We start from the raw sequence: 24538 nt of genomic DNA on the forward strand, positions 1-24538 counted from the left end.
GACTCATGGGGCGGTGGCGAGGTTTGGCTGTCAGTGTGGTAGCAGTGTGGGCAATTAGTGCGCCAGTGCGCGCAGAACAGAACCCTTGCGCCATTATCGACCGCCAACAAGGCTGGCCAATCATTGGCGAGACATGTGATATCGGACAAGGGTTGTGGGGCAATCAATCTCCGGATCCGCAGAGCACGGCGTTTTGGGTGCAATGCGGCGCCACGCAAGGCGTGCCATCACGCCAATTCTATCAGTCTCTGCGTCAAGGCTTACCGGACTTGCCGTTTCAAGTGCAGGTGCGTGAGGGGCGAGGACGTTGCTTGATTGGTCCGTATCCTAACCTAGACGTGGCTCAGTTGGTGCTAAAGCGGGTTCGTCAATTTGGACCAACCAAGCAGGCGGTGTTAAGACAAACCCGTCAGCCATTGTCGCAACCGGCCGTGATCCGCTTACCACCGCTGTCTCAAACCCAATCGACCTCGGGAGCTGAAAAGTCGGCGCCGATGGAAACGGCGATTACCTTGAGCCATTTTGGCTTACCAGAGCCAGAAGCTGGCGATAAGCAATACACCGAAAAATCCATGAGTTGGTTGCGTGTCCCTTATGCGCAGGCGGCACCTCGCTGTCAACGTGAAGGGATGGTGTTGGCCTCCCAGCAGGAATTGGTGCAAGTGGCGCAGGCGACAGATCAGCTCCCCATGCGCTTACCGTACTGGGTACAAGGCGCCAAGGGCGTAGATGCTCGAAGTGGCAAAGTGGTGACACGTAACGCCGATGCGGCGCTCAATGTCCTGTGTAAAAAGCGGTAGTCGCTATCCACAATAATAAGACGCCCCGCAGTGCGGGGCGTTTTTTCTCATTCGAAGGTAATTGACTGACTGCCTTTTCGGCTGGCGGAAATACTATGCCGCGGGAGGTTGTTCAGGCAGTGCTAACTTTAACGCTGTACGTGAGACATCACTCGCGGCTTTTCCCTGATCAAGCTTATCCAACACATCAGCCAAATACGCATAGTCGGTGACGTCGGCACGATACTCCAGGGCTTTCTCAAAGTGGCTGCGCGCATCTTGCCATTTTCCCGACTGCATAAGCAGTTGCCCAAGGGCGCTGTGAAGTACAGGGTTGCGGCTATCTTGCGTGAGCAACTCTTCCAGCATCACCACCGCGGGGTAGTTATCTGGCAAGTTTAGCGTCGGGATCAGGGCAATCAAGCGATCATCGGTGCGCTTTTTCAAGGCCTCGCGTAGCAGAATGTAGGCTTCTGAGTCGGCATTGCGCGCCGCCAGATGTTTGACTAACCCCGCTAAGAGTGAAGGCTGGTTGCGTTTGGCTTTAGGGAGTTGGTTCCAATGCGCCAGCAGTCCCTCGGTGCCTTGTTGACTGGCGACATGGGCCATTACACCTAGCTCAGCTCGCTCGTGTAGGGCATCAAATTGCTCATGATCAAGCAGTTGAGCCTTTTTCAAGGTGGGCAGAAGGTTAAGAAGCGCTGACCAATCTTCTAGATGAATATAGGTGTCTTTTAGCAGCGCCAGCATCACCGGGTTGCGAGGATGCTGACGTTTAATCGCACGCAACGAGGCCAAGGCTTCTTCGTGCTGACCACTTTGGCTATGGAGCTGCGCACGAGTCAGGGCGAGAGCCAAGCTATTGGCGTTAAGATCAGCGGCTTGCTGCAGGTATTGGTCACGCGCCTGCAGGTTTTGTCGCTGTTGTGCCGCCTCCGCGGCAGCCAATAAGTTATGCATAGGCGCATCGCTGTGAGGCCGAGCTTTGGCGAGGAGTTTTTCGGCTTTTTTCCACTCCCCTTCGCGTAACTTAATTAAGCCAGTTTGGGTTTGCTGGCGCGCTTTACGTTGCTTACGGCCGGATAACCAGCCTGTTGCGGTGCTGCTGATGGATAAAAGCTTTCTCAGTAGCCACTCCAGTGCCCATAATACCGCGATTAACATGCCAATCAGTACCAACAAGGTGGTAACACTCATTTCCAGTGTTTGTTCTGCCGCGGAGATCAAAACATAACCTTGCTGTCCGGCTAATTGAGGGCCAACCACCAGCCCTGCCGCCAGCACAAGGACGAGCAAAAGCAATCTAATCATGATTGGTCTCCTGTCAGCGGTGCAATGTCTCGACGCAGTCGGGTATTGATTTCATCACTGACTAGCGACTGGCTTTTCAGTTTTTGCGGCAGGTCGACGCCAATGGTTTGTTGGTTCAGCTCGTCAAGCTGCTCGACAAAGCGGCGAGTGGCATTGGCGTCTTGATTATAAAAGCGCAGTGTCCAGTCTTTTCCCATCTCTAGCGCTTCGTGATACAGGGTATCATTGCCTTCATACACGGCGCGCATCGCTTGATCGAGTTTGTTTTTTAAATTTTCTTGCAGGTAGTAACTTTGGGTGGGTGATAACAAGGGCACCACGTTGCCGTCACGTTTGCGGTAGGTGACAAAGTTATCGACAAAGTCTTTGACTGAAGTGGTGAGATTACTTTTCCAGTCATTCACTGACTCAGAGACAATAGGCGTGTCCACCGCCTCGGCGTCGGGAATGACCGCGCTGGCAAGCGGAAGATTTTCGACCCGCTGTTGCATGCTGGTCAAGCGCAGTACAATCCCATCTCTATCAACCCGTTTCACCGCCTTTAACGCGGTGATATCGTCAGCCATCGCCTGGCGAATCGGCATCAAGGACGGGTCGTTGAGCTGAGCAATGCGGTGATCGGCCGCTTCCATCAGGGCAGTGGCGCTTTGTGCATCTTGTTCTAGCCAAATTTTACGCCCAGCCATTCGGATCAGATAGTCGGCTTCTGCCAGTAACCAGTCATTGGGACGTCGGCCTTTCACTTCAGCGACGGCTTTTTGCAAGCTAGATAAACTGCTGTCCTGCTGGTTCAAACGTGTTTGAGTGGTGGCTTTCAGTTGCTCTCGCGCTTGTTCTGCCGCTTGCTTTTGTTGGTTAAGATCTTGTTCAAGGCGAGAGATATGAGATTGTTGCGCGGATACGGTGTTTTGCAACACGGTGGCTTGCTGGTGGCCATGATAAAATACCCAGCCACTGGAGCCGAGGGCTAATGCGATGGCGATAGCGCCGAGTAATATGCCGCCACGTCCCCCCGATGAGGTTTGGCTGGCTTTTTCAGGCGCCGGCGCATCTGTCGCGTGGGTCTTGGGTGAAGATGGCGTGGTGGCCTTGCTTTGTTTGGTGTCGGTATTTTTGTTGTCAGTCATCCGAAAGTCCCGTTTTACTTAACCTGAGCAGCGTGTTAACCAGTGCATCATTGGCCACGCTGTCAACGGTCGTAATCGTGTCAAAACCAAGCGCAGTGGCTTGATCTTGAATCCTTTTACTGGGCACCAGTATACGGCATTGGCGCAGCCAGTGCTGTCCGCTCAGTGTGATAAGTTGATCAAAGTAGGCTAATTGTTGGCCACTGGTGATAACGACTGTGTCGATAGCGTCATGCGGCCAGCTTACTACTTGCGATACTAAAGGCTCAATCGCCCATTGTCGCCGATAGGTCTCGCAATAGTGAACTTGTGCGCCTTGTGCTTGTAACGTTTGCCCCATCATATCGCGTCCACTCTCCCCGCGCAGAATCACCACTTGCGTCCCTGTCACGGCACTAAAAGGAGCAAGTGTAAGCATGCCTTCGCTGTCTTCACGGGTGGGGGTCAAGATAGGCTGCCCTGAGACGGCCTGCCACTCGTTGGCAGTGCGTTGCCCAACCGCGACGTAGTGACAGTCAACAGGCCATCCCCCGTTTTGGTGTTGCAAGGCTTGATGAGCAAATGCCACGGCGCGCGGGCTCACTGCGACCAAGATGCTACCGGAAGGCAGTGAGACGAGCAGACTGGCCAGAGACGGTAAGCCTCGCCCCGGCGTAAAACTGACCAATGGACAGGGGATCGCCGCTAGCCCTTGCTGGGCGAGTAGGGCGACTAACTGACTGCAGTCTGGCTCGGGGCGAACAACAACCGTGGTCATGCGTCGTCTTGATAAAGCTTATCCAAGATTTGACGCGCGCCTTGAGCGAGAAGCTGCTCTGCTAAATCGGTGCCGAGCTGTTCGCCTTTTTCAAGCGGGCCCGTGACTTCGCCACGTAAAATGGTGGAGCCGTCAGGTTCGCCGACCAACGCACGTAGCCAGATTTTATCGCCTTGAATGTCTGAATAGCTACCAATCGGAACCTGGCAGCCGCCCTCTAGGCGGTTGTTCATTGCGCGCTCACATAAGACGCGCTGCGTGGTGCTGGCATCAGACAAGGGCGCGAGCAAGGTGCGAATGCGTTCATCATCAAGGCGGCACTCAATCCCTACGGCGCCTTGGCCGACGGCGGGTAGAATGACTTCTGGTGGGATTTCGCTGCGAATGCGTTCATTCAAACCTAATCGTTTTAAGCCAGCGGCAGCGAGGACAATCGCATCGTACTGGCCGTCATCGAGTTTACCGAGGCGTGTCCCCACGTTGCCCCGTAATGTGTTAATGACCAGATCAGGACGACGCTCGCGCAATTGACATTCGCGGCGCAGGCTAGAGGTACCTACCACCGCGCCTTCAGGTAAGTCGTCAATGCTGTCGTAGTGATTGGAGACAAACGCATCACGTGGGTCGCCGCGTTCACAAATCGTGACCAGCCCTAATCCTTCAGGGAATTCAACCGGGACATCTTTCATTGAGTGCACCGCAATGTCTGCGCGGCCGTCGAGCATGGCTTGTTCAAGCTCTTTAATAAACAAGCCTTTACCACCGATTTTCGCCAAAGGCGTGTCCAGAATCACGTCACCTTTCGTGACCATCGGCACCAGTTCAACCGTTAGCCCCGGGTGAGAGCGCTCTAATGCGTCTTTAACAAATTCAGCTTGCCAGAGAGCCAAAGGGCTTTTGCGCGTGGCAATGCGTACAGGCGTTGAGTACATGGTTTGTTTTCCTTCTTGGTTCATAACACCCATCGTAACATTGGCGCTGGACGACTCGTAATCTCTGCCATGCGGTTTGGCGATTTATGACGGCGTTATGGTCATATAGGTGAAAAAATGTGATCGGTAGCGTATTATTTGCGCAAATAATGAGATCTGAAGGCGGCAATATGGCTGACTTACGACTAAGGTAGTAGAGCAAAAAAGTTGATATTGGTCTCAAAAAGCACCTATAGTGCGATGTTGATACCACCACACAGGCATCGGGGTTATTGGCTTTACCCGAGTTGTCGAGAGTGTTACATTGATCACGTTTTGTTATCTGCAATTGGGCGGATACGGTGAAGACAGTAACGTCGACCTGTTGACCGGGATGTCAACGAATCTGGATGATTGCCTTGCAAACATACGTAGAACAGCAAACTGAGCGCATAGAAGCGTTTAACCGCGTGAGAATGGATCGCGCGCGGTCCGCGATGAGCCGTCAGGCGCAAGCTATCTTTGATGTGCTGCCAGTGCTTTTACATCTAAATCACCCCGCATTACCCGGGTTTTGTGGCGACAGCGTGCCTTTCGGTATTGCTGATTACGCGCTCGATGAGACACAACGAGAGTTTGTCTCTGATTGCCTGATCCACTCAAACACCCGCTTCTCTTCTTTAACCGCCTGCGTGGAAGGCCGTGAGCGCCATCCGATCAAAGGCATGTATACCATGGGCAGTACCGGCTCGATGGGGCAAAGCCTCACCAGTGATCTCGATATTTGGGTGTGTATCGATGCCTCTGTAACGGCCGCTCAGCGCGATAAGCTTGATGCCAAATGCATGGCGATCTCGGAATGGGCGTTAAGCCAAGGGATAGAAGCCAATTTTTTTGTGGTTTGTGAGGGGCGCTTTCGTCATCATCTCTCCCAAGCGATGACCAGCGATAACTGTGGCACCAGCCAGCATTTCCTTTTGCTGGACGAGTTTTATCGCTCCTCTATGCGACTCGCCGGGCAAAAGCTGTTGTGGTACATGGTACCACCAGAGATGGAAGGCTGTTATGAAGAGTACGTCGACACACTGGTAGCTGAACATGGCCTTGACCGTCGTGATTGGGTCGATTTTGGCGGCCTGCCGACCATCCCGGCCGAAGAATATTTTGGCTCGAGTTTGTGGCAGCTGTATAAAAGCATTGATTCGCCGTATAAGTCGGTGCTCAAAGCGATTTTGCTCGAGGCGTACTCGTGGCAGTATCCCGGCACCCAGCTTTTGAGTGTGGATGGCAAACGCCGCTTCTATGCAGGCTGGGTCGATGTGTATCAATCTGATGCTTATTATCTGATGCTGGAAAAAGTCACCCGTTACTTGGAGTCGATTGGTGACACGCGCCGTTTAGATTTGGTTCGTCGTTGTTTTTACCTTAAAACCCATGAGAAATTGACCCAGTCCCCAGCGACTGGTTCGGTCGCTTGGCGCCGCGAAGTGCTGCGCTTATTGGCGCGTGAGTGGGGCTGGGATGAACAGGCATTGGCGTATCTCGATAATCGTCGCCATTGGAAAGTCGAGGAAGTACAGCACGCCCACAATGAATTGCTTGATGCTTTGATGCAAAGTTATCGGAACCTGATCCGCTTTGCGCGCCGTAACGACATTACATCCGCGATTAGTCCGCAAGATATCAGCATTCTCGCCCGCAAGCTCTACGCGGCATTTGAAGAGTTGCCGGGTAAAGTCACCTTGCTCAACCCGCAAATTTCGCCAGACTTACACGAACCGGATCTCACCTTTATTCAAGTACCGGAGGGGCGGACTAATGCGCCGGGATGGTATTTGTATAAGCACTCGCTTGATCCGGTCGATATCATCGGTCGCGCCCCACTTGAGCACAACAGCTACCTCTCCAAGCTGGTCGCTTGGGCATTTTTCAATGGGCTGCTAACAGAGTCTACACGCCTGGATACCGTGGTACGCGACGCCGATGTTGATATTGATACCTTGTATCAGCTGGTCAGTGATATTCGTAATACCTTCTCGCTCAACCCTCCACGTCCGACGCTGGATGCGTTGTCGAGCCCATGCGAAATCCGTCAGCTCGCCTTGTTTGTCAACCTGGAGCATGATCCGACATCAGCCTACAAAAAGCCGTCGATGCGCTTTGATTTTAAAAATAGCGATATTTTTAGCTATGGCCCTGAACAAACCTGCTTGGTGGGGAGTGTTGACCTCGTTTACCGCAACTCATGGAACGAAGTGCGCACGCTCAATTACCGTGGCGACGATGCCATTTTGGAAGCGCTAAAAACCATGTTGGGTAAAATGCACCAGGATGCGGTGCCGCCTGAGTCAGTCGATGTGTTCTGTTATTCGAGCAAAATGCGCGGTTTAATCCGAAACTTGGTTTACCAACTGGTGGCTGAGTGCATTGAATTACGTTTAAAGCCGGTTGAAAAAGAGAAGCGTCGTCGTTTTAAAGCCTTACGCATCGGCAAGCAAACTCATGGTTTGTTCTTTGAGCGTCGTGGTGTGTCAGTCCAGCGGTTGGAAAACTCGGTCGACTTTTATCGCTGTATTTCCACCAACAAGGTAAACGGCACGCCAGTGATGGTGGTGGATAATCCGCAGGATGTGCATCCGCCGGAAGTCGTGGATGCGTATGCCAGCGAGGGCTTAGTACAGTTTTTCTTTGAAGATTGTACCAATGGTTACAACCTCTATATTCTCGACGAGAACAATCGGGTGGAAGTGTATCGCCAGTGCAGCGGGGATAAAACCGAAATGGTACAGGGCGTAAACCGTTTTTATACCTCGTCCCACGACCGTTACAGCTACAGCGCGAATTTCATTAACTTTAATTTGCCGCAGTTTTATCAGATTGTCACCGATGACGGGGGCGACACCCAAGCCTTGCCCTTTAAATGTGATGGTCAGTGGCAGCCACCACGTCCGCCTTCTCAAGGCGGGTTTACCGGGCAAGTCGCATCATTTAAGTGAGCATAAGCGCCCGAGCCGCGGGCGCTTATGCGTGACCATGTATCACCAAGAAATAGGTTCGCCAGCGTGCTTACTGCACTCTTGCTGAACTAAATCCATCAGGATCAAGCCGGTTTTGCTGCAGGTCCACTCGCCGTCTTTGAGGGCGAAGTGGAACCCACCACTTTTTGACGCCACCCAAATTTCTTGCATGGGCTCTTGGCGATTAATGATGATCTGGCTGCCATCATCGAACTCCAGCGTCATCACGTTGCCAACGCTCTCATAATCGATGTCGGCGCCTGAGTCATCGATACCTTCTTCAATGGCCTGCATTTGTAAATCGACCAACTGATGATATTCCGTTGTGTTCATCCCGTTACATCCTATTGCTTTTCATGGTTGTGATGCGATTATAGAGGGCATTGACTCGATAATCACTGGCATTCACTATGCGAAAACTCGTCATTTTACTGATGTTCACTGGCATCATGACACTGACCGGCTGTGGCCAACAAGGGCCCCTGTATTATCCGGACCAACAACCGACGCAAAATCAATAACCAACGACGACAGGGAAGAGCACCTTGGACTATTTCAATTATCAGGACGACGGCCAGCTGTGGGCTGAATCACTGCCCTTGACCCAACTGGCCCACGACCACGGCACGCCCTTGTACGTATACTCGCGTGCCACCTTTGAGCGCCATTGGCACGCGTTTGACCGCGCCGTGGACGACCACCCGCATTTGGTGTGTTATGCCGTTAAAGCGAACGCCAATACTGGCGTATTAAATGTGCTGGCACGCTTGGGCTCAGGGTTTGATATTGTCTCTCAAGGTGAGCTTGAGCGCGTGCTCGTCGCCGGTGGTGATCCCGCGAAAGTGGTGTTTTCTGGCGTGGGCAAAACGGCCGCAGAGATGCGTCGTGCGCTGGAAGTAGGCATCAAGTGCTTCAACGTGGAATCACACTCTGAACTCGATCGCTTAAACCAAGTGGCGGGCGAGTTGGGTGTGCAAGCGCCGATATCGCTGCGTATTAACCCCGATGTGGATGCCAATACTCACCCTTATATTTCTACCGGGTTGAAAGACAATAAGTTTGGCATTGCCTTTGATCAAGCGCTGACGAGCTTCCGTTATGCGGCCAGCTTGCCACACCTTAAGGTCGAAGGTATTGATTGCCATATCGGCTCGCAGTTAACCGAGCTAGCGCCTTTTATTGAATCCACTGACCGTTTGCTGGCGCTGATTGATACCTTGGGCGATGAAGGCATTTCTATTCGCCATCTCGATGTGGGTGGCGGCTTAGGCGTGACCTACAGCGACGAGAAACCGCCGCAGCCATCGGAATATGCCAAAGCGCTGTTGGCGCGTTTGGACAATCATCGTCATCTTGAGCTGATTTTTGAGCCGGGCCGTGCGATTGCTGCCAATGCAGGGGTGTTGCTGACCAAGGTCGAATTCCTCAAGCACAGTGAGCACAAAAACTTTGCCATTATCGATGCGGGGATGAACGACTTAATTCGTCCGTCCCTGTATCAAGCCTATCAAGAGATCATCCCTGTGGTGCCGCGCGACGGTGAACCGCAAACCTATGATTTGGTTGGCCCGGTGTGTGAAACGGGTGACTACTTAGGTAAAAATCGCTCGCTGGTGTTAGAAGCAGGCGATTTGCTGGCGGTGCGCTCAGCCGGCGCGTATGGCTTTGTGATGGCGTCAAACTATAACTCACGCTGCCGTCCTGCCGAAGTGATGGTCGATGGCGACCAGGCACACCTTGTGCGCGAGCGCGAGAACTTGGCGTCGTTATGGCAGCTTGAACAGCGCCTACCAGAATAAGGATTGGCATGCAGGTACAGTTTGCAAAAATGCACGGACTGGGCAACGACTTCATGGTGGTTGACTGTGTCACGCAAAACGCGTTCTTTTCGCCGGATCTGATTCGGCGTCTGGCCGATCGTCATCGTGGGGTGGGATTTGATCAGCTTTTAGTGGTTGAGCCGCCCTACGATCCCGAAACAGACTTCCACTACCGCATTTTTAACCCTGACGCATCGGAAGTCTCGCAATGTGGCAATGGTGCGCGCTGCTTTGCGCGTTTCGTGCGAATGAAAGGCCTGACCAATAAGCATCAGATCAGCGTGAGCACCCAAGCCGGTAAAATGCTGCTGCACATTGAAAACGACAATCAGGTGCGTGTGAACATGGGCGAGCCGGAATTCACGCCGGGGAAAATTCCGTTTCGTGCCAACTCACAAGAAAAAACCTACTTGATGCGGGTGGCGGAACAGACCTTGTTTGTCGGCGCCGTGAGCATGGGCAACCCGCATGTGGTGACCGTGGTTGAGGATGTCGACCACGCCGACGTGGACACCTTGGGACCGCTACTTGAAAGTCACGAACGCTTCCCTGAGCGGGTCAATGCCGGCTTTATGCAGATCCTTTCCCGCAATGCGATTAAGCTTAGAGTGTACGAACGCGGTGCCGGCGAAACCCAAGCCTGTGGCAGTGGCGCGTGTGCCGCGGTTGCGGTCGGGATTATACAAGGCGTGCTTGATGAGCAAGTAACGGTGAGTTTACCCGGTGGAGATCTACGCATTCGCTGGCGCGGGCCGGGCCATCCCTTATCAATGACAGGCCCAGCGACACATGTATTTGATGGACAATTGCAATTATGAATGATGGGGTAGAAGCCTCGACACTGGAAACCATGCCGCTGAGCGACGAGGCGGTGGCGGCGTATTTAAAAGACAATCCAGATTTTTTTATTCGCCATCGCGATTTGCTGACGCAGCTGACCGTGCCACACGGTGAGCAAGGCGCGGTATCGCTGGTGGAAATTCAACTTAAGCGCCTGCGTGAGCGGGTGGCGGAGTTGGAAGAAGACATTACCCAACTGATGAGCCTAGGGGCGAAAAACGACGCGCTGTTTCGTGCTTTTGCTGAAGCGCATCAGGCACTGTTGCGTGCCAACACGCCACAGGCGGTGCAAGCGGCGTTAACGGCACTTAGCGAGCAACTGCAACTGACCGTTAGCTTACGGGTGTATGCGCCTATCGACGGGCTGCAGACCATGCCGCGTCAGGCGGTGGATCAATTAAAAAGCCATCATTTTGCTGGTCGTCGTTGCTATCTTGGGCGCTTGCGCCGTGTGGATGCGGAAGCGGTGATGGCAACGCCACCGGAGCTAGGCTCTTTTGCGCTGGTACCGGTTAAAGGGGAAGGCAAAGAGTGGGGACTGTTGAGCTTTGCGAGCGCAGATGGCGGGCACTTTCAGCCAGACATGGACACCCTTTTTATCGAACAGCTGGCCTCGCACTTGGCCATATTATGCAGCCAATGGGCGAAAAAGGGTGAGCGTCAGTGACAGCGGTAACGCCTGACCAAGCTGCTCCCCGTTCACTGACGGTCCCTCTTGACCGTTTTTATCAATATCAGCTCAGCGAACGGGGCCTTAGTGCCCATACGCAACGCAATTATCAGCGCCAGTTAGATAAGATTGTCGACTTTCTGACCGCGCGGGGTATCGCCCATTGGCAAGACGTGGATGCGGATTGGGTGCGACAAATATCGAGCCAAGCCAAACGCGATGGCCTTAAACCGGGCAGTATTGCGTTGCGGCTGTCCGCACTGCGCAGCTTTTTCGACTACCTCGTTCTCACCGAGAAGCTCGCGGCTAATCCGGCCAAAGGGGTCGCCGCGCCTAAGCAAGGGCGTCAGTTGCCGAAAAACCTTGATGTGGATGAAATGAATCAACTGCTCGAGGTGGATCAAGACGACCCGCTGTCGGTGCGTGATCGGGCGATGATGGAGCTGATGTATGGCGCAGGATTGCGTTTAGCCGAGCTGGTTGATTTAAACGTGCGTGATGTCTCGGTACGTAAAGGGGATTTGCGTGTCACCGGTAAAGGGGAAAAAGAGCGCATCGTGCCTTTTTCCGGCATGGCCAAAACCTGGGTAATGAACTGGCTGAAAGTGCGTAACCAGCTCCTCAAAGGGCCAGAAGAGGCGCTATTTATCTCTAAACTTGGCCAGCGAATTTCGCACCGTAGCGTGCAAAAACGTATGGCGGAGTGGGGACAAAAGCAGGCGGTGAATAGCCACATTAATCCTCACAAACTGCGTCATAGTTTTGCCACTCACATGCTGGAGTCGTCCGGGGATTTGCGCGCAGTGCAAGAGCTGCTCGGCCATGCCGATTTAAGTACCACACAAATTTATACCCACTTGGACTTTCAACACTTGGCGAAAGTGTATGACGCGGCGCATCCCCGTGCCCGCAGCACAGAGGCTAGCAAACCTCGTGCAGGTAAAAAAAACAACTCGGAGTCGTGATATGAAATTTTATCGTCGCTTAAACGCGTTTGATGCGGTGAGTTTTGACTTGGATGATACCTTGTACGATAACTGGCCGGTGATCGCACGTGCGGAGGCGGCGCTAAACGACTATTTGAGTGAGCACTGCCCGCCGCTCGCCGCGCTTGATAAAGCCACCCTTGCGGGATTTCGCCGCCAAGCCCGTGATGAGAACCCTGCCCAACGCTTTGATGTTACCGCGATGCGGGTTGCCCAGCTGACGCTTGCCGGTGAGCATGTTGGTTTAACCGCGGAGAAGGCGCGCGCACAAGCCCAAGCGGCGACCACCTTCTTTTGCGGATATCGCAGTGACTTTACTCCGCCGGCGCACAGTTTGGCTTACTTAAAAGCCTGGTCCGAGAAACTGCCATTGGTGGCCATCACCAACGGTAACGTCGACACCGATGCGATTGGCCTGACGCCGTTTTTCCAGCATATTTTCCGTGCCGGTGAACACGGGGCAGCCAAGCCGAGCCCAGAGATGTTTGATAAAGCCGCGCAGGCCTTGGGCATCGCCCCGGCGCGTATTTTACATGTGGGCGATCACTTAAGCTCGGATGTGTCTGGGGCGCGCCAAGCGGGCATGCAAGCCTGTTGGATCCGCCCAGAGCGCCAGTCCCCCATGATGCATAAAGGGCGCACCTTGCCGGATGTGGCGATCGACGATTTATCTGAGCTCGATACCCTTATTCAGCAGTGGCACCGCTAACCGGTGCCGCTTTGTTTTCGGGCTAGCCAGTTATCGAGGTTAAGCCAACCCGGCCCCCACACACTGACCACCAATAAGATCACGCCCCACATAATGTGGTCATCATAGCCACGCTCCCATAGCAGTGGGTAGGAAGCGACCGCGACAATGTTGAACACAAATAACGCCAAGGTCATGGGGCGTGCGAGCAGGCCCAAAGCAACAAATACTGGCAAAATCAGCTCCGCCGCGGTCCCTAAATACGCGGCCAGCTGCCACGGCAGCAACGGCACCTGATACTCATACTCGAACAGGTATAGCGTGCTGTCCCAGTTTTGGTATTTGATCAGCCCAGATTGAAAAAAAATCCACGCCACGTAGACGCGACCCATTAGCAGAAGTAACGGCTGCAGTGGGGTAAGCGCGCGAGTGAAGGTGTGATTGATTGTGGTTAGCCACATGGCTTACTCCTTAGCATTGCAGGCAGTCGTTGGGGTGGTAAATGCATTCATGGCCGCGAGCTCAGACACACACGCAAGTTGCGTCTCTGACAGCGCGCCTAATGGTGTATGGGGGCAGGCGTTGAGCACACTGACATGATGGGCACTGAGCGCGTACCAATGCACCTTGTCTTGGTTAGCAACCAGTAATAAAGCTTGCGGCTTCTCGACCACCAAGCCTTCGAACTGCTCGGTAGCGATCGCTTGCCACACGTCACTGACTGCGTAGTCGCTTTCAAATAAACGAGCTTGATGGTTGAGCGGTAAACAAACCTGCGCTTGTTGCTCAGGGCTTAGCGACGCGAGCGCGCTGCCTTCAAACGTCGGAGAGGGAGGGGTGAGAGTGAGCACCACTTGCGCCCACTCAAAACGGGCAAGCTCGGCGCAACACGGCACGGCCTCGATAATATTGGGTAGGGCGCGCAAGGTCGCATCGAACTGTGCGCCATAGTCTTCCATCACCCCGGTTTGTGGGGGATGCACCATCGCATGATGACGCGCTACCGCGTCAAAACACGCCTCACCCAGTAGTGCACAGGTCTTGGGATACACGCATTTTAGCGTGTCGGTCAGGGTGACCACATAATGGTTACGATAAATCTGCAATCGTTTGTCAGCGGCAAGGCGACCGTCTTTTATCGGCAGCGGCTGAGGGTCATCTCGCAATGTGGCAGCAAAGGCCTGCTGCAGGGTTGCCAGCGTCATACCGCCTCCTTATGTCGAGCTAGTCGGTGGTGGGCTTTGGCCGCTTCTGCTAACAATCGCTCGGGTGCGGGCAAGTCAGTATCCCACTCAATGAGGGTGTGGCGAGGGCCGTGGCGGTCAATCCACTGTTGATAGAGCGTCCATACTGCCTCGCTAACCGGCTGGTTATGGGTGTCTATCCAAATTTCTCCTGCGGGGGTGTGTTTGACGGTAAACCCAGCAAGGTGAATTTCTTTCACCGCATGGGCGGGAATCGCGTCAAGGTAGGTGCTGGCGCTGAAATCATGGTTAAACGCGCTGACATGAACGTTATTTAAATCGAGCAGTAAATCGCAGCCCGTGCGAGCGTGTACTTCGGCGAGAAAGTCCCATTCGTGGTAGTCACCCTGAGCAAAGCTTAAATAGCTCGATGGGTTCTCAATCAGCAGAGGACGCTGCAGCGCGTCTTGAACCTGTTGCACATTGGTGCAAAACACCCGCAATGCCTGCTCGGTGTAAGGGAGGGGGAGTAAATCGTGAAAGTGCTGCCCGTCTATCCGGCTCCAACTTAAATGGTCAGACACAAACAGTGGCTCGACGTGTTTGACCAGTGTACATAATTTGTCTAAATGTGCCCGATCAAGCGGCTCGTCGCTCCCCAGCGACAGCCCCACGCCATGACAGCTGATGGCGTAATCCTCACGTAACCGCATCAGGGTTGAGAAGGCAGGACGGTGGGGACGGAAATAGTTTTCACTGTGAATTTCTAACCAGCCAAGCTTTGGGCGATATTGGTCGAAGTAGGCGAGATGTGGTTGTCTGAGCCCCACGCCGGTCAAAACGGTTGCCTCATCCATGGTTGCTCCTTGTGGTCAAATGACAAAGCCCGGGGTTAGCCCGGGCGCGCCATATCACGATGACGAGGTACTGCCGCCGGCTAAGCGATCGCACAAGCCTTTTGGTACCATCACAAACGCATCTTTTTGGCCGTCTTCGGTGGAGGTGCCCGCGCAGGAGCTAGTGTTGGTGGCGCAGTCATTTTGTCCGGCTTTGGCGACGCCATAGCATTTTTCTTTTTCTGCCGCATGGGCCGGTGCGCTAGTGAGTGTGGTCGCGCCTACGGCCAGCAATCCTGTGACAGCGGCGGCAACCGCTAGGTTAGTATGTTTCATCATGCTTCCTCTTCTTGTTCCGTGTTGGTGTTATCAGCCCACTGATTGGTGGTGGGCATATAAACCAAGATAGGAAAACACTGCGCAATCTTTCACCACTTAAGCGATTTTTTGCGTGCTGGTGGCTAACCTGCTGAATTATTGTTTAAAAAAGTTGCGTCGGGATCGGGCGCGCAATTTAGTGGCGAGCTGGTATAATCGCTAACCAGTGTATAAATACCCAGTAAAATGGCAGGTGGCGATGGACGTATCAACTCTTCTTGACGGACTCAACGACAAACAGCGTGAAGCCGTGGCCGCGCCGCTCGGCAACCATTTGGTGTTGGCAGGTGCTGGCAGTGGTAAAACCCGGGTGCTGGTTCATCGTATGGCTTGGCTGATGCGGGTCGAAGAGGCATCGCCGTTCTCGGTGATGGCGGTCACCTTCACCAACAAAGCGGCAGCGGAAATGCGCGGCCGTATCGAGCAATTGATGCAAGGCACCGCCTCTGGCATGTGGTGTGGCACCTTCCACGGCATTTGCCATCGTATTCTCCGTGCCCACTATTTGGACGCCAACCTGCCACAAGACTTCCAAATTCTTGATTCAGACGATCAGCAGCGTTTGCTACGTCGGTTAATTAAAGCGCAAAACTTGGATGAAAAACACTGGCCCGCCAAGCAAGCGAGTTGGTACATCAATGGCAAAAAAGATGAAGGCTTGCGCCCCAAGCACATTGATACCCGCCATGATCCGGTTGAAAGTACTTGGCTGCGGATTTATCAGGCTTATCAAGAAGCCTGTGATCGCGCCGGTTTGGTGGATTTTGCCGAGATCTTGCTGCGAACGTTAGAGTTATTGCGCGATAAAGCGGTGATCCGCGAACACTACCAAGCGCGTTTCCAGCACATTTTGGTGGATGAGTTCCAAGATACCAACAACATCCAATATGCTTGGTTGCGCATGATGGCGGGCCAACAGGCGCATGTGATGATTGTGGGGGACGACGACCAATCCATTTACGGTTGGCGTGGCGCGAAAGTCGAAAATATTCAGCGTTTTCTGGATGATTTCACCACCCCGCAGACCATTCGTTTGGAGCAAAACTACCGCTCAACCAGTACGATTTTGCAAGCGGCGAACACCCTGATTGAAAACAATGCCGACCGGATGGGCAAAAGCCTGTGGACCGAGGGCAAAGAGGGTGAGCCCATCTCTGTGTATGCCGGTTTTAATGAGCTGGATGAAGCGCGTTTTGTGGTCGGGAAAATCAAAACCTGGCAAGACGAAGGCGGTGCGCTCACCGACAGCGCGATTTTATACCGCAACAACGCCCAATCTCGGGTGCTGGAAGAAGCCTTAATTCAAGCCGGTCTCCCTTATCGTATCTACGGCGGCATGCGCTTTTTCGAACGTCAGGAAATCAAAGATGCGCTGGCCTATTTACGTTTGATGGGGAATCGCAATGACGATGCGGCGTTTGAGCGGGTGGTAAACACGCCCACTCGGGGGATTGGTGATCGCACCCTTGAGACGCTTCGTGGCGCGGCGCGCGATCGTGGCCAAACCTTATGGCACACGGCCGAGCAAATCTTGGCAGAAAAAGCACTGGCAGGACGCGCAGCCAATGCGCTGGGCCGGTTTATCGAGCTGGTCAATGCGCTAGAAGATGACACCCGTGACATGGCACTGTATCAACAAACCGATGCGGTGATCCGTCACTCCGGCTTGCGCGCCATGTACGAGCAAGAAAAAGGTGAAAAAGCGCAAGCGCGTGTCGATAACTTGGAAGAGTTGGTGACGGCTACGCGCCAATTTACGCCTCCTGAAGAGGCGGAAGCGGAAGGGATGACACCGCTGTCGGCGTTCTTGGCCCATGCCGCCCTTGAGGCCGGTGAAGGCCAAGCGGACGAGTTTGATGATGCGGTCCAATTGATGACCTTGCACAGTGCCAAAGGCCTCGAGTTCCCCTTAGTCTTTATGGTCGGGGTGGAAGAGGGCATGTTCCCCAGCCAGATGTCAGCCGAAGAAGCGGGCCGCTTAGAAGAAGAGCGTCGCCTTTGCTATGTCGGCATGACGCGAGCGATGGAAAAACTCTATCTGACCTACGCAGAAATGCGCCGTGTGTACGGCAAAGACATGTTCCATAAGATCTCGCGCTTTATTCGTGAGCTGCCCGAGGCCTGCTTGGAAGAAGTGCGGATGCGTGCCAATGTCTCACGCCCTGCCGCAAGCGGTGGCCGTTTTTCCAAAACGCAGACTCAGGAGAACTTTAACCAAACCGGGTTTAGTTTGGGTCAGCGGGTTCAACACCCTAAATTTGGTGAAGGCACCATCATCAACTTTGAAGGCAGTGGCGGACAAAGCCGCGTGCAAGTTGCCTTTAATGGGGAAGGGATTAAGTGGTTGGTGACTCAGTACGCCAAACTGGAAGCGCTTTAAGCTCGACCGGTTAACGGTAAAAAACGCAATACGCCCAGCCTCGGCTGGGCGTATTGGTATTTATCCTACCACCTGCGTTTTTCAGCTGCGGCGTTAGTCGAACACGCCGGCTTGCCAAACGACCGCGCCACCTAGCAGCAAAAACAACAACGCACACAGGCCATCGATAACCGGGGCGACTTTGGTGAGCACTTGCTGTACGCGACTGCCTGATAGCAGCCAGGCAAGCGAAGAAAACCAGCCTAATGAGAGCAGAAACACCACCGCCACAGCCATGGCTTTGCCGCTGGCAGACATGCTCGCCGGCACCAAGGTACTCATCAACGAAATAAAAAACACCAAGGCTTTAGGGTTAAAAAGGTTGGTCAGCACCCCTTTCCAAAAGGCCTGTTTTTGGCCGCGTACCGCAGGCGCATCATTGGCGGTTTGCGCCGGTGCTGTGGTGGCGGCGAGCAAGCCTTTAATGGCGCTAAGGCCTAAATACATCAGCACACTGCCCCCGGCCACCTGCACCCACATAAACAGTTGTGGGTGCTGATGCACCAACAGGCTGATGCCGGTAATGCTCAGTATTGTGTGCGCCAAAATACTGAGCGATAACCCTAGTGCGATCGCTAAGCCAGTGGCACGGCCATAACGGGTCGCATTTTGGAGCACCAAGGCAAAGTCGGGCCCGGGGCTGAGCAGCGCAACCATATGCACCCCCGCCAGCGTGGCGAGAATAGCGAACTCATTCATCCTGATTTTCCTGCTGACAAAGGAGTGGTCTCTATCTTGGCTTCTTGCTGGCGCTTAGCTCGATAGGCATCAAAGCTAAATATCGCCAAGGCGGCCCAAATAAAGGCAAAGGTGGTGGCTTTATCTGGGGTAAAGGGTTCGTCATACAAGCCGACGGCAAGTAAAAACATTAAGCTGGGGCCGATATATTGGAAAAAGCCCAATACCGTCAAGGGTAAGCGGGTGGCGGCGCCGGTAAAGCACAGTAAAGGCACCGTCGTGATCAAACCGGCAGCGGCCAGTAGCATATTCAGGTTGATGGGATTATCGAGCAGGTTGGCGCTGGGTGTATCGGCAAACTGCCACAGATAAATCAGCGCAACGGGCAAGAGTGTGCAGGTCTCCACAAACAAACCCGGCACCGCAGGGAGATTGATTTTTTTGCGCAGTAAGCCGTAAATCGCAAAACTGGTGGCCAGCACCAACGCAATCCAAGGCAGTGAACCAAAGGTGATCAGTTGTACCAATACCCCTACCAACGCCAGCGCAGCCGCAAGCCACTGTAGACGGCGGAAACGCTCACCAAGAAAGATCATCCCCAGCGCTACGTTCACCAGTGGATTAATGTAGTAGCCAAGGCTGGCATCTAGCATGCGGTTATTGACAATCGCCCAGATAAAAATCAGCCAATTACAGCCAATAAAGCAAGAGGTGAGCATCAACATCAACAGCTTTTTCGGCGCGCGGACAATCGGCTTGAGCTGATAAAAACGACGGGTGAAAAAAAGCAGTAATGCCAAAAAAACAAACGACCACAATACCCGGTGCGCTAAAATTTCCGGCGCCGGAATATGGTTGACCGTTTTAAAGTACATGGGGGCGATACCCCACATAATATAGGCCGCAAGGGCCAATAACACGCCTTGACGTGTACGTTTTGGATCAGGAATCACAGCGCAGTCTCGTTATAAGTGTCGGTCAGGGATGAACACCAACGTGTGCATGTTGCCTAGATGTAACAAGTTGTAAGGGCGGGCGCAAGCACCTTTCTCTGTGCTCAGGGTTTCATCGCTTACGGGGTGTCGGTAGAATGAGCGCCAGTTTGAGTAATGAGCTTGATTATGTCCGCCACCCCCGCCCATGCCGATGCGTCAACCGCGACTGACGTCGCTACCGCTGATCCTGCCATGAGTCCTGCCCATCAGGTACTCAAAGCGGTGTTTGGTTATCACCAGTTCCGCGAGGGTCAGCAAGCGGTGATTGATGCGGCGATTGCGGGGCGTGACGCCTTGGTGATTATGCCGACCGGGGGCGGGAAATCACTGTGCTATCAGATCCCTGCGTTGGTGCGCACTGGCTTGACCGTGGTGATTTCACCTTTGATTTCATTGATGAAAGATCAGGTTGACCAGCTTAATGCCAATGGTGTTGCCGCGGCGTGTTTAAACTCAGCGATGACGCCTGAGGCGCAAGCGGACACCTTGCGCACGTTAAATCAGGGGGAGGTGAAGCTACTCTATGTGTCGCCTGAGCGCGCGTTAGGGCGCGACTTTATCCATCGCTTAACCGAGTGGCAACTGGCGTTGATTGCGGTCGACGAAGCGCACTGTATTTCCCAATGGGGCCATGACTTTCGCCGCGAATATGCCTCTTTAGGCCAGCTCAAACAGCACTTTCCTGATGTGCCTGTGATGGCGCTGACAGCCACCGCCGATGCCACCACGCGCGAGGATATTTTATCCCGCCTTGCTCTGCACGATCCCTTGGTGCATCTGGGTAGCTTTGACCGCCCTAACATTCGCTACACCTTGCTGGAAAAGCACAAGCCCTTGGCGCAATTGGTGCAGTTTCTGACTGGCCTGCGTGGTCAGTCTGGGATTGTTTATTGTAATAGTCGCAAGCGGGTTGAGCAGGTCACTCAAAAACTGTGTGATAACAATATGCTCGCCGCTGCCTACCATGCGGGAATGAGCACTGAGGCGCGCGGCTCTGTGCAAGAGGCGTTTCAACGTGACGATGTCAACATTGTGGTGGCGACCGTGGCATTTGGGATGGGGATCAATAAGCCCAATGTCCGCTTTGTGGTGCACTATGATGTGCCGCGCAATATTGAATCTTACTACCAAGAAACCGGCCGAGCAGGGCGAGATGGATTACCGGCTGAAGCGGTGTTGTTGTATGACCCCTCCGACATGGGATGGCTCCATCGCTGCTTGGAAGAAAAGCCGGATGGGCCCCAAAAGCAGGTCGAAAGTCATAAACTGACCGCGATGGGCGCGTTTGCTGAAGCGCAAACCTGTCGCCGTTTAGTGCTCCTAAACTACTTTGGCGAGAATCGCCAAACCCCTTGTGGCAACTGTGATATTTGTCTCGACCCACCCACCCATTTTGATGGCACCGAACAAGCACAAAAAGCGCTGTCGTGCGTGTACCGTGTTAACCAAAGCTTCGGGGTTGGATATGTGGTGGAAGTGTTGCGCGGGATGCAAAATCAGCGCATTAAAGATCATGGTCACGACAAGCTCTCTACCTATGGCATCGGGCGAGAGTGGAGCCATGAATACTGGGTGAGTATTATTCGCCAATTGATCCACCGCGGTTATCTGGTGCAAAACATTGCCCGTAGTTCGGTGCTGCAGTTGACCGAACAAGCGCGACCATTGCTGCGCAGCGAGATTGCCCTCGAGCTGGCGGTGCCGCGTATTGGCCTCAGCCCTCGCACCAAAGCCAACAAGCTGAGCCAGCGCCATTACGATAAAAAACTGTTTGCCAAGCTGCGTAAGTTACGGAAAGCCATTGCTGACGAAGAAGATATTCCGCCTTACGTGGTATTTAACGATGCCAGTTTGATGGAAATGGCCGAGATGCTGCCGTCATCTCAAGCAGAGCTCCTGGCGGTGAGTGGCGTGGGGCAGCGCAAGCTAGAAAAATTCGGCGATGCGTTTTTGGACTTAATTGATGATCATCTTAGTGTAAGTGAATTTGGTTATGGCGCCGAGTAACTGGCAACTGATGGCGTCCGACGGCGCCTTGGCGTTTTATCAGCCGCAGCTTGATGCGGATAATGCTAAAGAAGTCTGTCAGCCATTGTTAGACACCCTCGCAGCCTCTGTGCTTGAGCGGCAACAAGACGCGGACATGATGACCTGGCTGATTGATTTTGAAGGCACTCGGCTAATGCTCAAAGCGGCGCATTATACCCAGAGCGTGTGGTTGGAGCCGTTGGACAGCGACGGCGATGAGGTGATTGCGTTTTTACATCGCTGGTGGACGCGTCATCCGCCTCTCTAAATTGCACTGGCACCGTCGATTGATTGCTGTATAATTCGCCACCTCGCGCTACCTGCAGACAGGTAGCTAAGTTTTTTGGGTTCCCTCGCCCCCAATAACAAAAAGGTGCACTATGAGCCACTTTTCTCTTGCTCAGCAGCGTAAAGCGCTGGGCTACCTCGTGATTTTTCATTTACTGATCATTGCCTCCAGCAACTACTTGGTGCAGATACCCTTTACGGTATGGGGGTTTCATACCACGTGGGGAGCGTTTACCTTTCCGTTTATTTTCTTGGCGACGGATTTAACGGTCAGGATCTATGGTCCAGCATTGGCACGCCGTATTATCTTGCTGGTCATGGTACCTTCGCTGCTGATTTCTTACGTATTATCCGTCTTGTTTTACCAAGGCAGCTATCAAGGCATGGAACAGCTGGGTACGTTTAATCTCACCGTTGCGCGAATTGCGATTGCCAGCTTTATGGCTTATCTGCTCGGCCAGATCTTAGATATTCATGTGTTTAACCGGTTACGCCAGCAACGCCAATGGTGGGTCGCGCCGAGTTGTTCTACCTTGTTTGGTAATGCGTCAGACACGCTCGCGTTCTTTGCGATTGCGTTTTACCAAAGCCAGGATGCTTTTATGGCCGAGCATTGGGTTGAAATTGCCTTGGTAGACTATGCCTTTAAGCTGATTATTAGCTTGGGGCTGTTTATTCCTATGTATGGAGTGTTACTCAACTTGATTATTCGAAGAATCACACAGGTGACGCCATCGGCGACGGTACAGCAAACGTCCTAATTAGTAGCAGAATAAAGAGTCGCATCGCGGCTCTTTTTTTACATCAATGCGGGGAGGTGAGATGGAAATTCGTGCTGGGCACTTAGAGGAGGCGGTAACGGTGCTTAACAGCGTGCCCGAGTTGGATGCGGGTGTATCCTTGGAGCAATGCCACGCGCGATTAGCCGGACGCACGGCATTGGTATTGGTGGGATATCTACACGGTGAGCCTGTGGGGGCGAAAATAGGCTATGCCACCAGTGAGACCCAGTTTTATAGCTGGCTCGGCGGAGTGACCAAAGCGGCCCGTGGCAAAGGGGTGGCGAAAGCGCTACTCAAGGCTCAAGAAGCGTGGGTTGATGAGTCGGGTTATCAAACGCTTGCGGTTAAATCACGCAACCGCTTTACCGCGATGGTTTGTATGCTGGTTTGTCATGGTTATCAGATTGTGGCGTTGGAGGAAAAGGGTCAGCCTGCTGACTATCGCCTTTATTTTGAGAAGCAGATCAATAATTGAGCAGTGAATGCAAAATAATCGCATTTTCTTCTTGATGAACGATAATGAGAATGGTTATTATTAACTTGCACTCAGGGCAAGCCCACATGCTTAACCCTGAAGGCACGACATTGCTCACATTGCTTCCAGTGTATTAGCGGGGCGCTTATCAGACAGTGATTAAGTTAGCCTATTTTTGCTAGGCGACACCTCTCGGGGTGTCGCTTTTTTCTTTTCTGGGCAAGGGCTTTTCGAACCCGGGTTGTTGGTGTGATGGCTGTGGGTGCAATGACAGTTTGATGACAATGAGAGAGTCTGCGCACAAGATCAACAAATGAAAAATATTCTCAATTAAGTGTTGAAAACGGTAATGAGAATGGTTATTGTTAACTTGTCTTCAGGGCCAAGCCCACATGCTCAGCGCTGAAGGCACGACATTGCTCACATTGCTTCCAGTGTATTGGGGCCAGCAAACTGTTACTAAGACAGCTTTGATTTTGCGCTCACTTGTTATAGCGACGCCCATCTCGGCGTCGCTTTTTTCTTTTCTCTTCTTTGTCTCTTTGTGGATGAGCGTGGCTTAGGCGAGCTCAACCAATTTTTTTACCATACGATTGATGCCAACGGCCGCACCAGTGACGGATGTCGCGAGCATATAGGCGGGGGTGGAAAGCAGATGGTGACGTTGGTCTAACACATAATCCGATACCGGACACTCTATATGTTCACCGCCCATACGATTAAAGGCGGCGGCGATATCGGGCTTATTACCAATGGTGCCTTTGACGCCTTTCGGGTAGATCTGCGGGATCATAATAGGGGCAATACACATATAGCCAGCAGGCTTCTCGGAACGGGCAAAGGCCTGACACACCGCAAACATATCTTGGTGCACCTGAACCGGATCGCCATTGTAGGCAAAATCCGACAAGTTTTTCGCTGCCCCAAAGCCCCCGGGAACCAGTAAGGCGTCGAAGTCATCGGCGTTCAGATCGGTCAGCGGAAGAATATCTCCACGTACAATGCGGCTGGCTTCAGTGAGCACATTACGCGTTTCGCTCATCGCCTCGCCAGTACGATGGTTAATGACATGGTGCTGATCGATATCTGGCGCAAAGCACTGCCATTGGGCATCGTTTTGCTCAAGGGCAAGTAGGGATAACACAGTTTCTTGGATCTCGGCACCGTCAAACACGCCGCAGCCAGATAAGATCACAGCAACCTTTTTCATGACGCTCTCCTTGTATCGGCATTTACAATATTGCAATCAGAGTGGGCAATGCATAAAGCATCGTCTACGCTTAATGGCGTTTGACAGTGTCGCATTGGCCAAGGGCTTATGCGAAATAGTAGTCAAGATCGCAAGATAAATTGGTGATTATCTCCGCAGTTTGTGATGACTTTCTCTGCAACCTTTGACACCGATAGCGATTTCTTTTTCCACACCACAGGATCCTTTTTCGATCAAGATCTAGATCCTGGTTTTTTATTTAAGTTGATGTTTTTATTTAATAAAAAATCCATTTTTCATGCTTGTTTAGACAAAATCAAAATCCTATAAAATAATTACCAACAAAGTTATCCACAGAT

General features: G+C 52.9%; 25 protein-coding genes. 13 read left to right on the forward strand and 12 right to left on the reverse strand.

All coding sequences use genetic code 11. From position 1 onward, the window contains the following. Positions 1 to 5 precede the first annotated feature (5 nt). Positions 6 to 800, forward strand: a complete 795-nt coding sequence (locus EHW56_RS13180; protein ID WP_077579521.1) for an SPOR domain-containing protein — start codon at positions 6 to 8, stop codon at positions 798 to 800. A 93-nt stretch (positions 801 to 893) separates the two neighbouring features. On the opposite strand, the gene EHW56_RS13185 is transcribed toward EHW56_RS13180, so the two are convergent. From EHW56_RS13185 to hemC, 4 genes are read right to left on the reverse strand one after another with little or no spacing between them, the layout of a single operon-like run. After that, positions 894 to 2090 carry a heme biosynthesis HemY N-terminal domain-containing protein gene (locus EHW56_RS13185; protein WP_077668091.1) on the reverse strand — a complete coding sequence of 399 codons (1197 nt, stop codon included), beginning with the start codon at positions 2088 to 2090 and terminating at the stop codon, positions 894 to 896. Next, positions 2087 to 3217, reverse strand: coding sequence for a uroporphyrinogen-III C-methyltransferase (locus tag EHW56_RS13190; protein ID WP_152797029.1), 1131 nt, complete (start codon positions 3215 to 3217; stop codon positions 2087 to 2089). The genes EHW56_RS13185 and EHW56_RS13190 overlap by 4 nt, the downstream gene beginning before the upstream one ends. Next, on the reverse strand, positions 3210 to 3974 hold the full coding sequence (locus tag EHW56_RS13195; RefSeq protein ID WP_077607186.1) for a uroporphyrinogen-III synthase: 765 nt from the start codon (positions 3972 to 3974) through the stop codon (positions 3210 to 3212). Before EHW56_RS13195 ends, EHW56_RS13190 begins: the two co-directional genes overlap by 8 nt. Then, positions 3971 to 4906 carry a hydroxymethylbilane synthase gene (gene hemC, locus EHW56_RS13200; protein WP_046074500.1) on the reverse strand — a complete coding sequence of 312 codons (936 nt, stop codon included), beginning with the start codon at positions 4904 to 4906 and terminating at the stop codon, positions 3971 to 3973. The genes EHW56_RS13195 and hemC overlap by 4 nt, the downstream gene beginning before the upstream one ends. A 389-nt stretch (positions 4907 to 5295) precedes the next feature. Here hemC and EHW56_RS13205 point away from each other — a divergent pair, with 389 nt between their 5' ends. Then, positions 5296 to 7881 (forward strand): class I adenylate cyclase, encoded by a 2586-nt coding sequence (locus EHW56_RS13205; RefSeq protein ID WP_077579519.1) that lies wholly within the window; start codon positions 5296 to 5298, stop codon positions 7879 to 7881. Positions 7882 to 7923: 42 nt separating this feature from the next. Here the strand turns inward: EHW56_RS13205 and cyaY are convergent, their stop codons facing one another. Then, positions 7924 to 8235: an iron donor protein CyaY gene (gene cyaY / locus EHW56_RS13210; RefSeq protein WP_046074472.1), complete on the reverse strand. Its 312-nt coding sequence runs from the start codon at positions 8233 to 8235 to the stop codon at positions 7924 to 7926. A 77-nt stretch (positions 8236 to 8312) separates the two neighbouring features. Here cyaY and EHW56_RS13215 point away from each other — a divergent pair, with 77 nt between their 5' ends. Genes EHW56_RS13215 through EHW56_RS13240 form a run of 6 tightly spaced genes read left to right on the forward strand, consistent with a single transcriptional unit; the run spans position 8313 to position 12927 of the window. Beyond that, entirely contained in the window at positions 8313 to 8423 is a 111-nt protein-coding gene (locus EHW56_RS13215; RefSeq protein ID WP_046074471.1) for a lipoprotein, read from the forward strand. Between the two features lie 24 nt (positions 8424 to 8447). Beyond that, positions 8448 to 9701: a diaminopimelate decarboxylase gene (lysA, locus tag EHW56_RS13220; RefSeq protein ID WP_152797027.1), complete on the forward strand. Its 1254-nt coding sequence runs from the start codon at positions 8448 to 8450 to the stop codon at positions 9699 to 9701. A gap of 8 nt (positions 9702 to 9709) precedes the next feature. Further along, positions 9710 to 10540 carry a diaminopimelate epimerase gene (dapF, locus tag EHW56_RS13225; RefSeq protein WP_077579518.1) on the forward strand — a complete coding sequence of 277 codons (831 nt, stop codon included), beginning with the start codon at positions 9710 to 9712 and terminating at the stop codon, positions 10538 to 10540. Beyond that, positions 10537 to 11229 carry a DUF484 family protein gene (locus tag EHW56_RS13230; protein WP_152797025.1) on the forward strand — a complete coding sequence of 231 codons (693 nt, stop codon included), beginning with the start codon at positions 10537 to 10539 and terminating at the stop codon, positions 11227 to 11229. The genes dapF and EHW56_RS13230 overlap by 4 nt, the downstream gene beginning before the upstream one ends. Further along, entirely contained in the window at positions 11226 to 12197 is a 972-nt protein-coding gene (gene xerC, locus EHW56_RS13235) for a tyrosine recombinase XerC (protein ID WP_370517165.1), read from the forward strand. Before EHW56_RS13230 ends, xerC begins: the two co-directional genes overlap by 4 nt. A gap of 1 nt (position 12198) precedes the next feature. Next, positions 12199 to 12927 (forward strand): HAD-IA family hydrolase, encoded by a 729-nt coding sequence (locus EHW56_RS13240; RefSeq protein ID WP_152797023.1) that lies wholly within the window; start codon positions 12199 to 12201, stop codon positions 12925 to 12927. Here the strand turns inward: EHW56_RS13240 and EHW56_RS13245 are convergent. Genes EHW56_RS13245 through EHW56_RS13260 form a run of 4 tightly spaced genes read right to left on the reverse strand, consistent with a single transcriptional unit; the run spans position 12924 to position 15262 of the window. Further along, positions 12924 to 13367 carry a DoxX family protein gene (locus EHW56_RS13245; protein ID WP_152797022.1) on the reverse strand — a complete coding sequence of 148 codons (444 nt, stop codon included), beginning with the start codon at positions 13365 to 13367 and terminating at the stop codon, positions 12924 to 12926. The two genes, EHW56_RS13240 and EHW56_RS13245, sit on opposite strands and share 4 nt — an antisense overlap. A 3-nt stretch (positions 13368 to 13370) precedes the next feature. Then, positions 13371 to 14111, reverse strand: a complete 741-nt coding sequence (locus EHW56_RS13250) for a DNA-binding domain-containing protein (protein ID WP_152797020.1) — start codon at positions 14109 to 14111, stop codon at positions 13371 to 13373. Next, positions 14108 to 14947, reverse strand: a complete 840-nt coding sequence (locus EHW56_RS13255) for a DUF692 family multinuclear iron-containing protein (RefSeq protein ID WP_152797019.1) — start codon at positions 14945 to 14947, stop codon at positions 14108 to 14110. The genes EHW56_RS13250 and EHW56_RS13255 overlap by 4 nt, the downstream gene beginning before the upstream one ends. Before the next feature lie 54 nt (positions 14948 to 15001). Next, positions 15002 to 15262: a DUF2282 domain-containing protein gene (locus EHW56_RS13260; protein ID WP_046074463.1), complete on the reverse strand. Its 261-nt coding sequence runs from the start codon at positions 15260 to 15262 to the stop codon at positions 15002 to 15004. 241 nt (positions 15263 to 15503) lie between these two features. Here EHW56_RS13260 and uvrD point away from each other — a divergent pair, with 241 nt between their 5' ends. Then, positions 15504 to 17684: a DNA helicase II gene (gene uvrD, locus EHW56_RS13265; protein ID WP_152799975.1), complete on the forward strand. Its 2181-nt coding sequence runs from the start codon at positions 15504 to 15506 to the stop codon at positions 17682 to 17684. Positions 17685 to 17777: 93 nt separating this feature from the next. On the opposite strand, the gene EHW56_RS13270 is transcribed toward uvrD, so the two are convergent. Together EHW56_RS13270 and rarD are read right to left on the reverse strand one after the other, a co-directional pair. Further along, positions 17778 to 18422, reverse strand: coding sequence for a LysE family translocator (locus EHW56_RS13270; RefSeq protein WP_152799977.1), 645 nt, complete (start codon positions 18420 to 18422; stop codon positions 17778 to 17780). Next, entirely contained in the window at positions 18419 to 19351 is a 933-nt protein-coding gene (gene rarD / locus EHW56_RS13275) for an EamA family transporter RarD (protein WP_172970052.1), read from the reverse strand. Before rarD ends, EHW56_RS13270 begins: the two co-directional genes overlap by 4 nt. Before the next feature lie 237 nt (positions 19352 to 19588). Between rarD and recQ the strand changes: the two genes are divergently transcribed. The 4 genes from recQ to EHW56_RS13295 all read left to right on the forward strand — a co-directional run bounded on the left by recQ (position 19589) and on the right by EHW56_RS13295 (position 22969). Beyond that, positions 19589 to 21403, forward strand: a complete 1815-nt coding sequence (gene recQ / locus EHW56_RS13280) for an ATP-dependent DNA helicase RecQ (protein ID WP_227486558.1) — start codon at positions 19589 to 19591, stop codon at positions 21401 to 21403. After that, positions 21390 to 21692, forward strand: a complete 303-nt coding sequence (locus EHW56_RS13285) for a DUF3630 family protein (RefSeq protein ID WP_152797015.1) — start codon at positions 21390 to 21392, stop codon at positions 21690 to 21692. Before recQ ends, EHW56_RS13285 begins: the two co-directional genes overlap by 14 nt. A 112-nt stretch (positions 21693 to 21804) precedes the next feature. Continuing rightward, entirely contained in the window at positions 21805 to 22473 is a 669-nt protein-coding gene (locus EHW56_RS13290; RefSeq protein ID WP_046074459.1) for a 7-cyano-7-deazaguanine/7-aminomethyl-7-deazaguanine transporter, read from the forward strand. Between the two features lie 61 nt (positions 22474 to 22534). Next, the gene (locus EHW56_RS13295) at positions 22535 to 22969 is read left to right on the forward strand and encodes a GNAT family N-acetyltransferase (protein WP_077666762.1); all 435 of its coding nucleotides are present in this window, start codon (positions 22535 to 22537) and stop codon (positions 22967 to 22969) included. Positions 22970 to 23528: 559 nt separating this feature from the next. Here the strand turns inward: EHW56_RS13295 and elbB are convergent. Continuing rightward, a complete protein-coding gene (gene elbB / locus EHW56_RS13300; protein WP_152797012.1) occupies positions 23529 to 24179 on the reverse strand; it encodes an isoprenoid biosynthesis glyoxalase ElbB in 651 nt (216 codons plus the stop codon). Positions 24180 to 24538: the final 359 nt, after the last annotated feature.

Source organism: Salinivibrio sp. VGrn1, from assembly GCF_009377995.1.
Taxonomy (GTDB): Bacteria; Pseudomonadota; Gammaproteobacteria; order Enterobacterales; family Vibrionaceae; genus Salinivibrio; species Salinivibrio siamensis.

Coding starts and splice junctions, on each gene's coding strand:
- EHW56_RS13290 (WP_046074459.1), top strand. CDS start 21,805: ATGAGCCACTTTTCTCTTGCTCAGCAGCGTAAAGCGCTGGGCTACCTC.
- EHW56_RS13245 (WP_152797022.1), bottom strand. CDS start 13,367: ATGTGGCTAACCACAATCAATCACACCTTCACTCGCGCGCTTACCCCA.
- EHW56_RS13205 (WP_077579519.1), top strand. CDS start 5,296: ATGATTGCCTTGCAAACATACGTAGAACAGCAAACTGAGCGCATAGAA.
- EHW56_RS13270 (WP_152799977.1), bottom strand. CDS start 18,422: ATGAATGAGTTCGCTATTCTCGCCACGCTGGCGGGGGTGCATATGGTT.
- EHW56_RS13250 (WP_152797020.1), bottom strand. CDS start 14,111: ATGACGCTGGCAACCCTGCAGCAGGCCTTTGCTGCCACATTGCGAGAT.
- recQ (WP_227486558.1), top strand. CDS start 19,589: ATGAGTCCTGCCCATCAGGTACTCAAAGCGGTGTTTGGTTATCACCAG.
- EHW56_RS13295 (WP_077666762.1), top strand. CDS start 22,535: ATGGAAATTCGTGCTGGGCACTTAGAGGAGGCGGTAACGGTGCTTAAC.
- EHW56_RS13240 (WP_152797023.1), top strand. CDS start 12,199: ATGAAATTTTATCGTCGCTTAAACGCGTTTGATGCGGTGAGTTTTGAC.
- EHW56_RS13260 (WP_046074463.1), bottom strand. CDS start 15,262: ATGAAACATACTAACCTAGCGGTTGCCGCCGCTGTCACAGGATTGCTG.
- EHW56_RS13190 (WP_152797029.1), bottom strand. CDS start 3,217: ATGACTGACAACAAAAATACCGACACCAAACAAAGCAAGGCCACCACG.
- EHW56_RS13180 (WP_077579521.1), top strand. CDS start 6: ATGGGGCGGTGGCGAGGTTTGGCTGTCAGTGTGGTAGCAGTGTGGGCA.
- EHW56_RS13215 (WP_046074471.1), top strand. CDS start 8,313: ATGCGAAAACTCGTCATTTTACTGATGTTCACTGGCATCATGACACTG.
- elbB (WP_152797012.1), bottom strand. CDS start 24,179: ATGAAAAAGGTTGCTGTGATCTTATCTGGCTGCGGCGTGTTTGACGGT.
- EHW56_RS13255 (WP_152797019.1), bottom strand. CDS start 14,947: ATGGATGAGGCAACCGTTTTGACCGGCGTGGGGCTCAGACAACCACAT.
- uvrD (WP_152799975.1), top strand. CDS start 15,504: ATGGACGTATCAACTCTTCTTGACGGACTCAACGACAAACAGCGTGAA.
- dapF (WP_077579518.1), top strand. CDS start 9,710: ATGCAGGTACAGTTTGCAAAAATGCACGGACTGGGCAACGACTTCATG.
- hemC (WP_046074500.1), bottom strand. CDS start 4,906: ATGTACTCAACGCCTGTACGCATTGCCACGCGCAAAAGCCCTTTGGCT.
- EHW56_RS13230 (WP_152797025.1), top strand. CDS start 10,537: ATGAATGATGGGGTAGAAGCCTCGACACTGGAAACCATGCCGCTGAGC.
- EHW56_RS13285 (WP_152797015.1), top strand. CDS start 21,390: ATGGCGCCGAGTAACTGGCAACTGATGGCGTCCGACGGCGCCTTGGCG.
- cyaY (WP_046074472.1), bottom strand. CDS start 8,235: ATGAACACAACGGAATATCATCAGTTGGTCGATTTACAAATGCAGGCC.
- EHW56_RS13185 (WP_077668091.1), bottom strand. CDS start 2,090: ATGATTAGATTGCTTTTGCTCGTCCTTGTGCTGGCGGCAGGGCTGGTG.
- EHW56_RS13195 (WP_077607186.1), bottom strand. CDS start 3,974: ATGACCACGGTTGTTGTTCGCCCCGAGCCAGACTGCAGTCAGTTAGTC.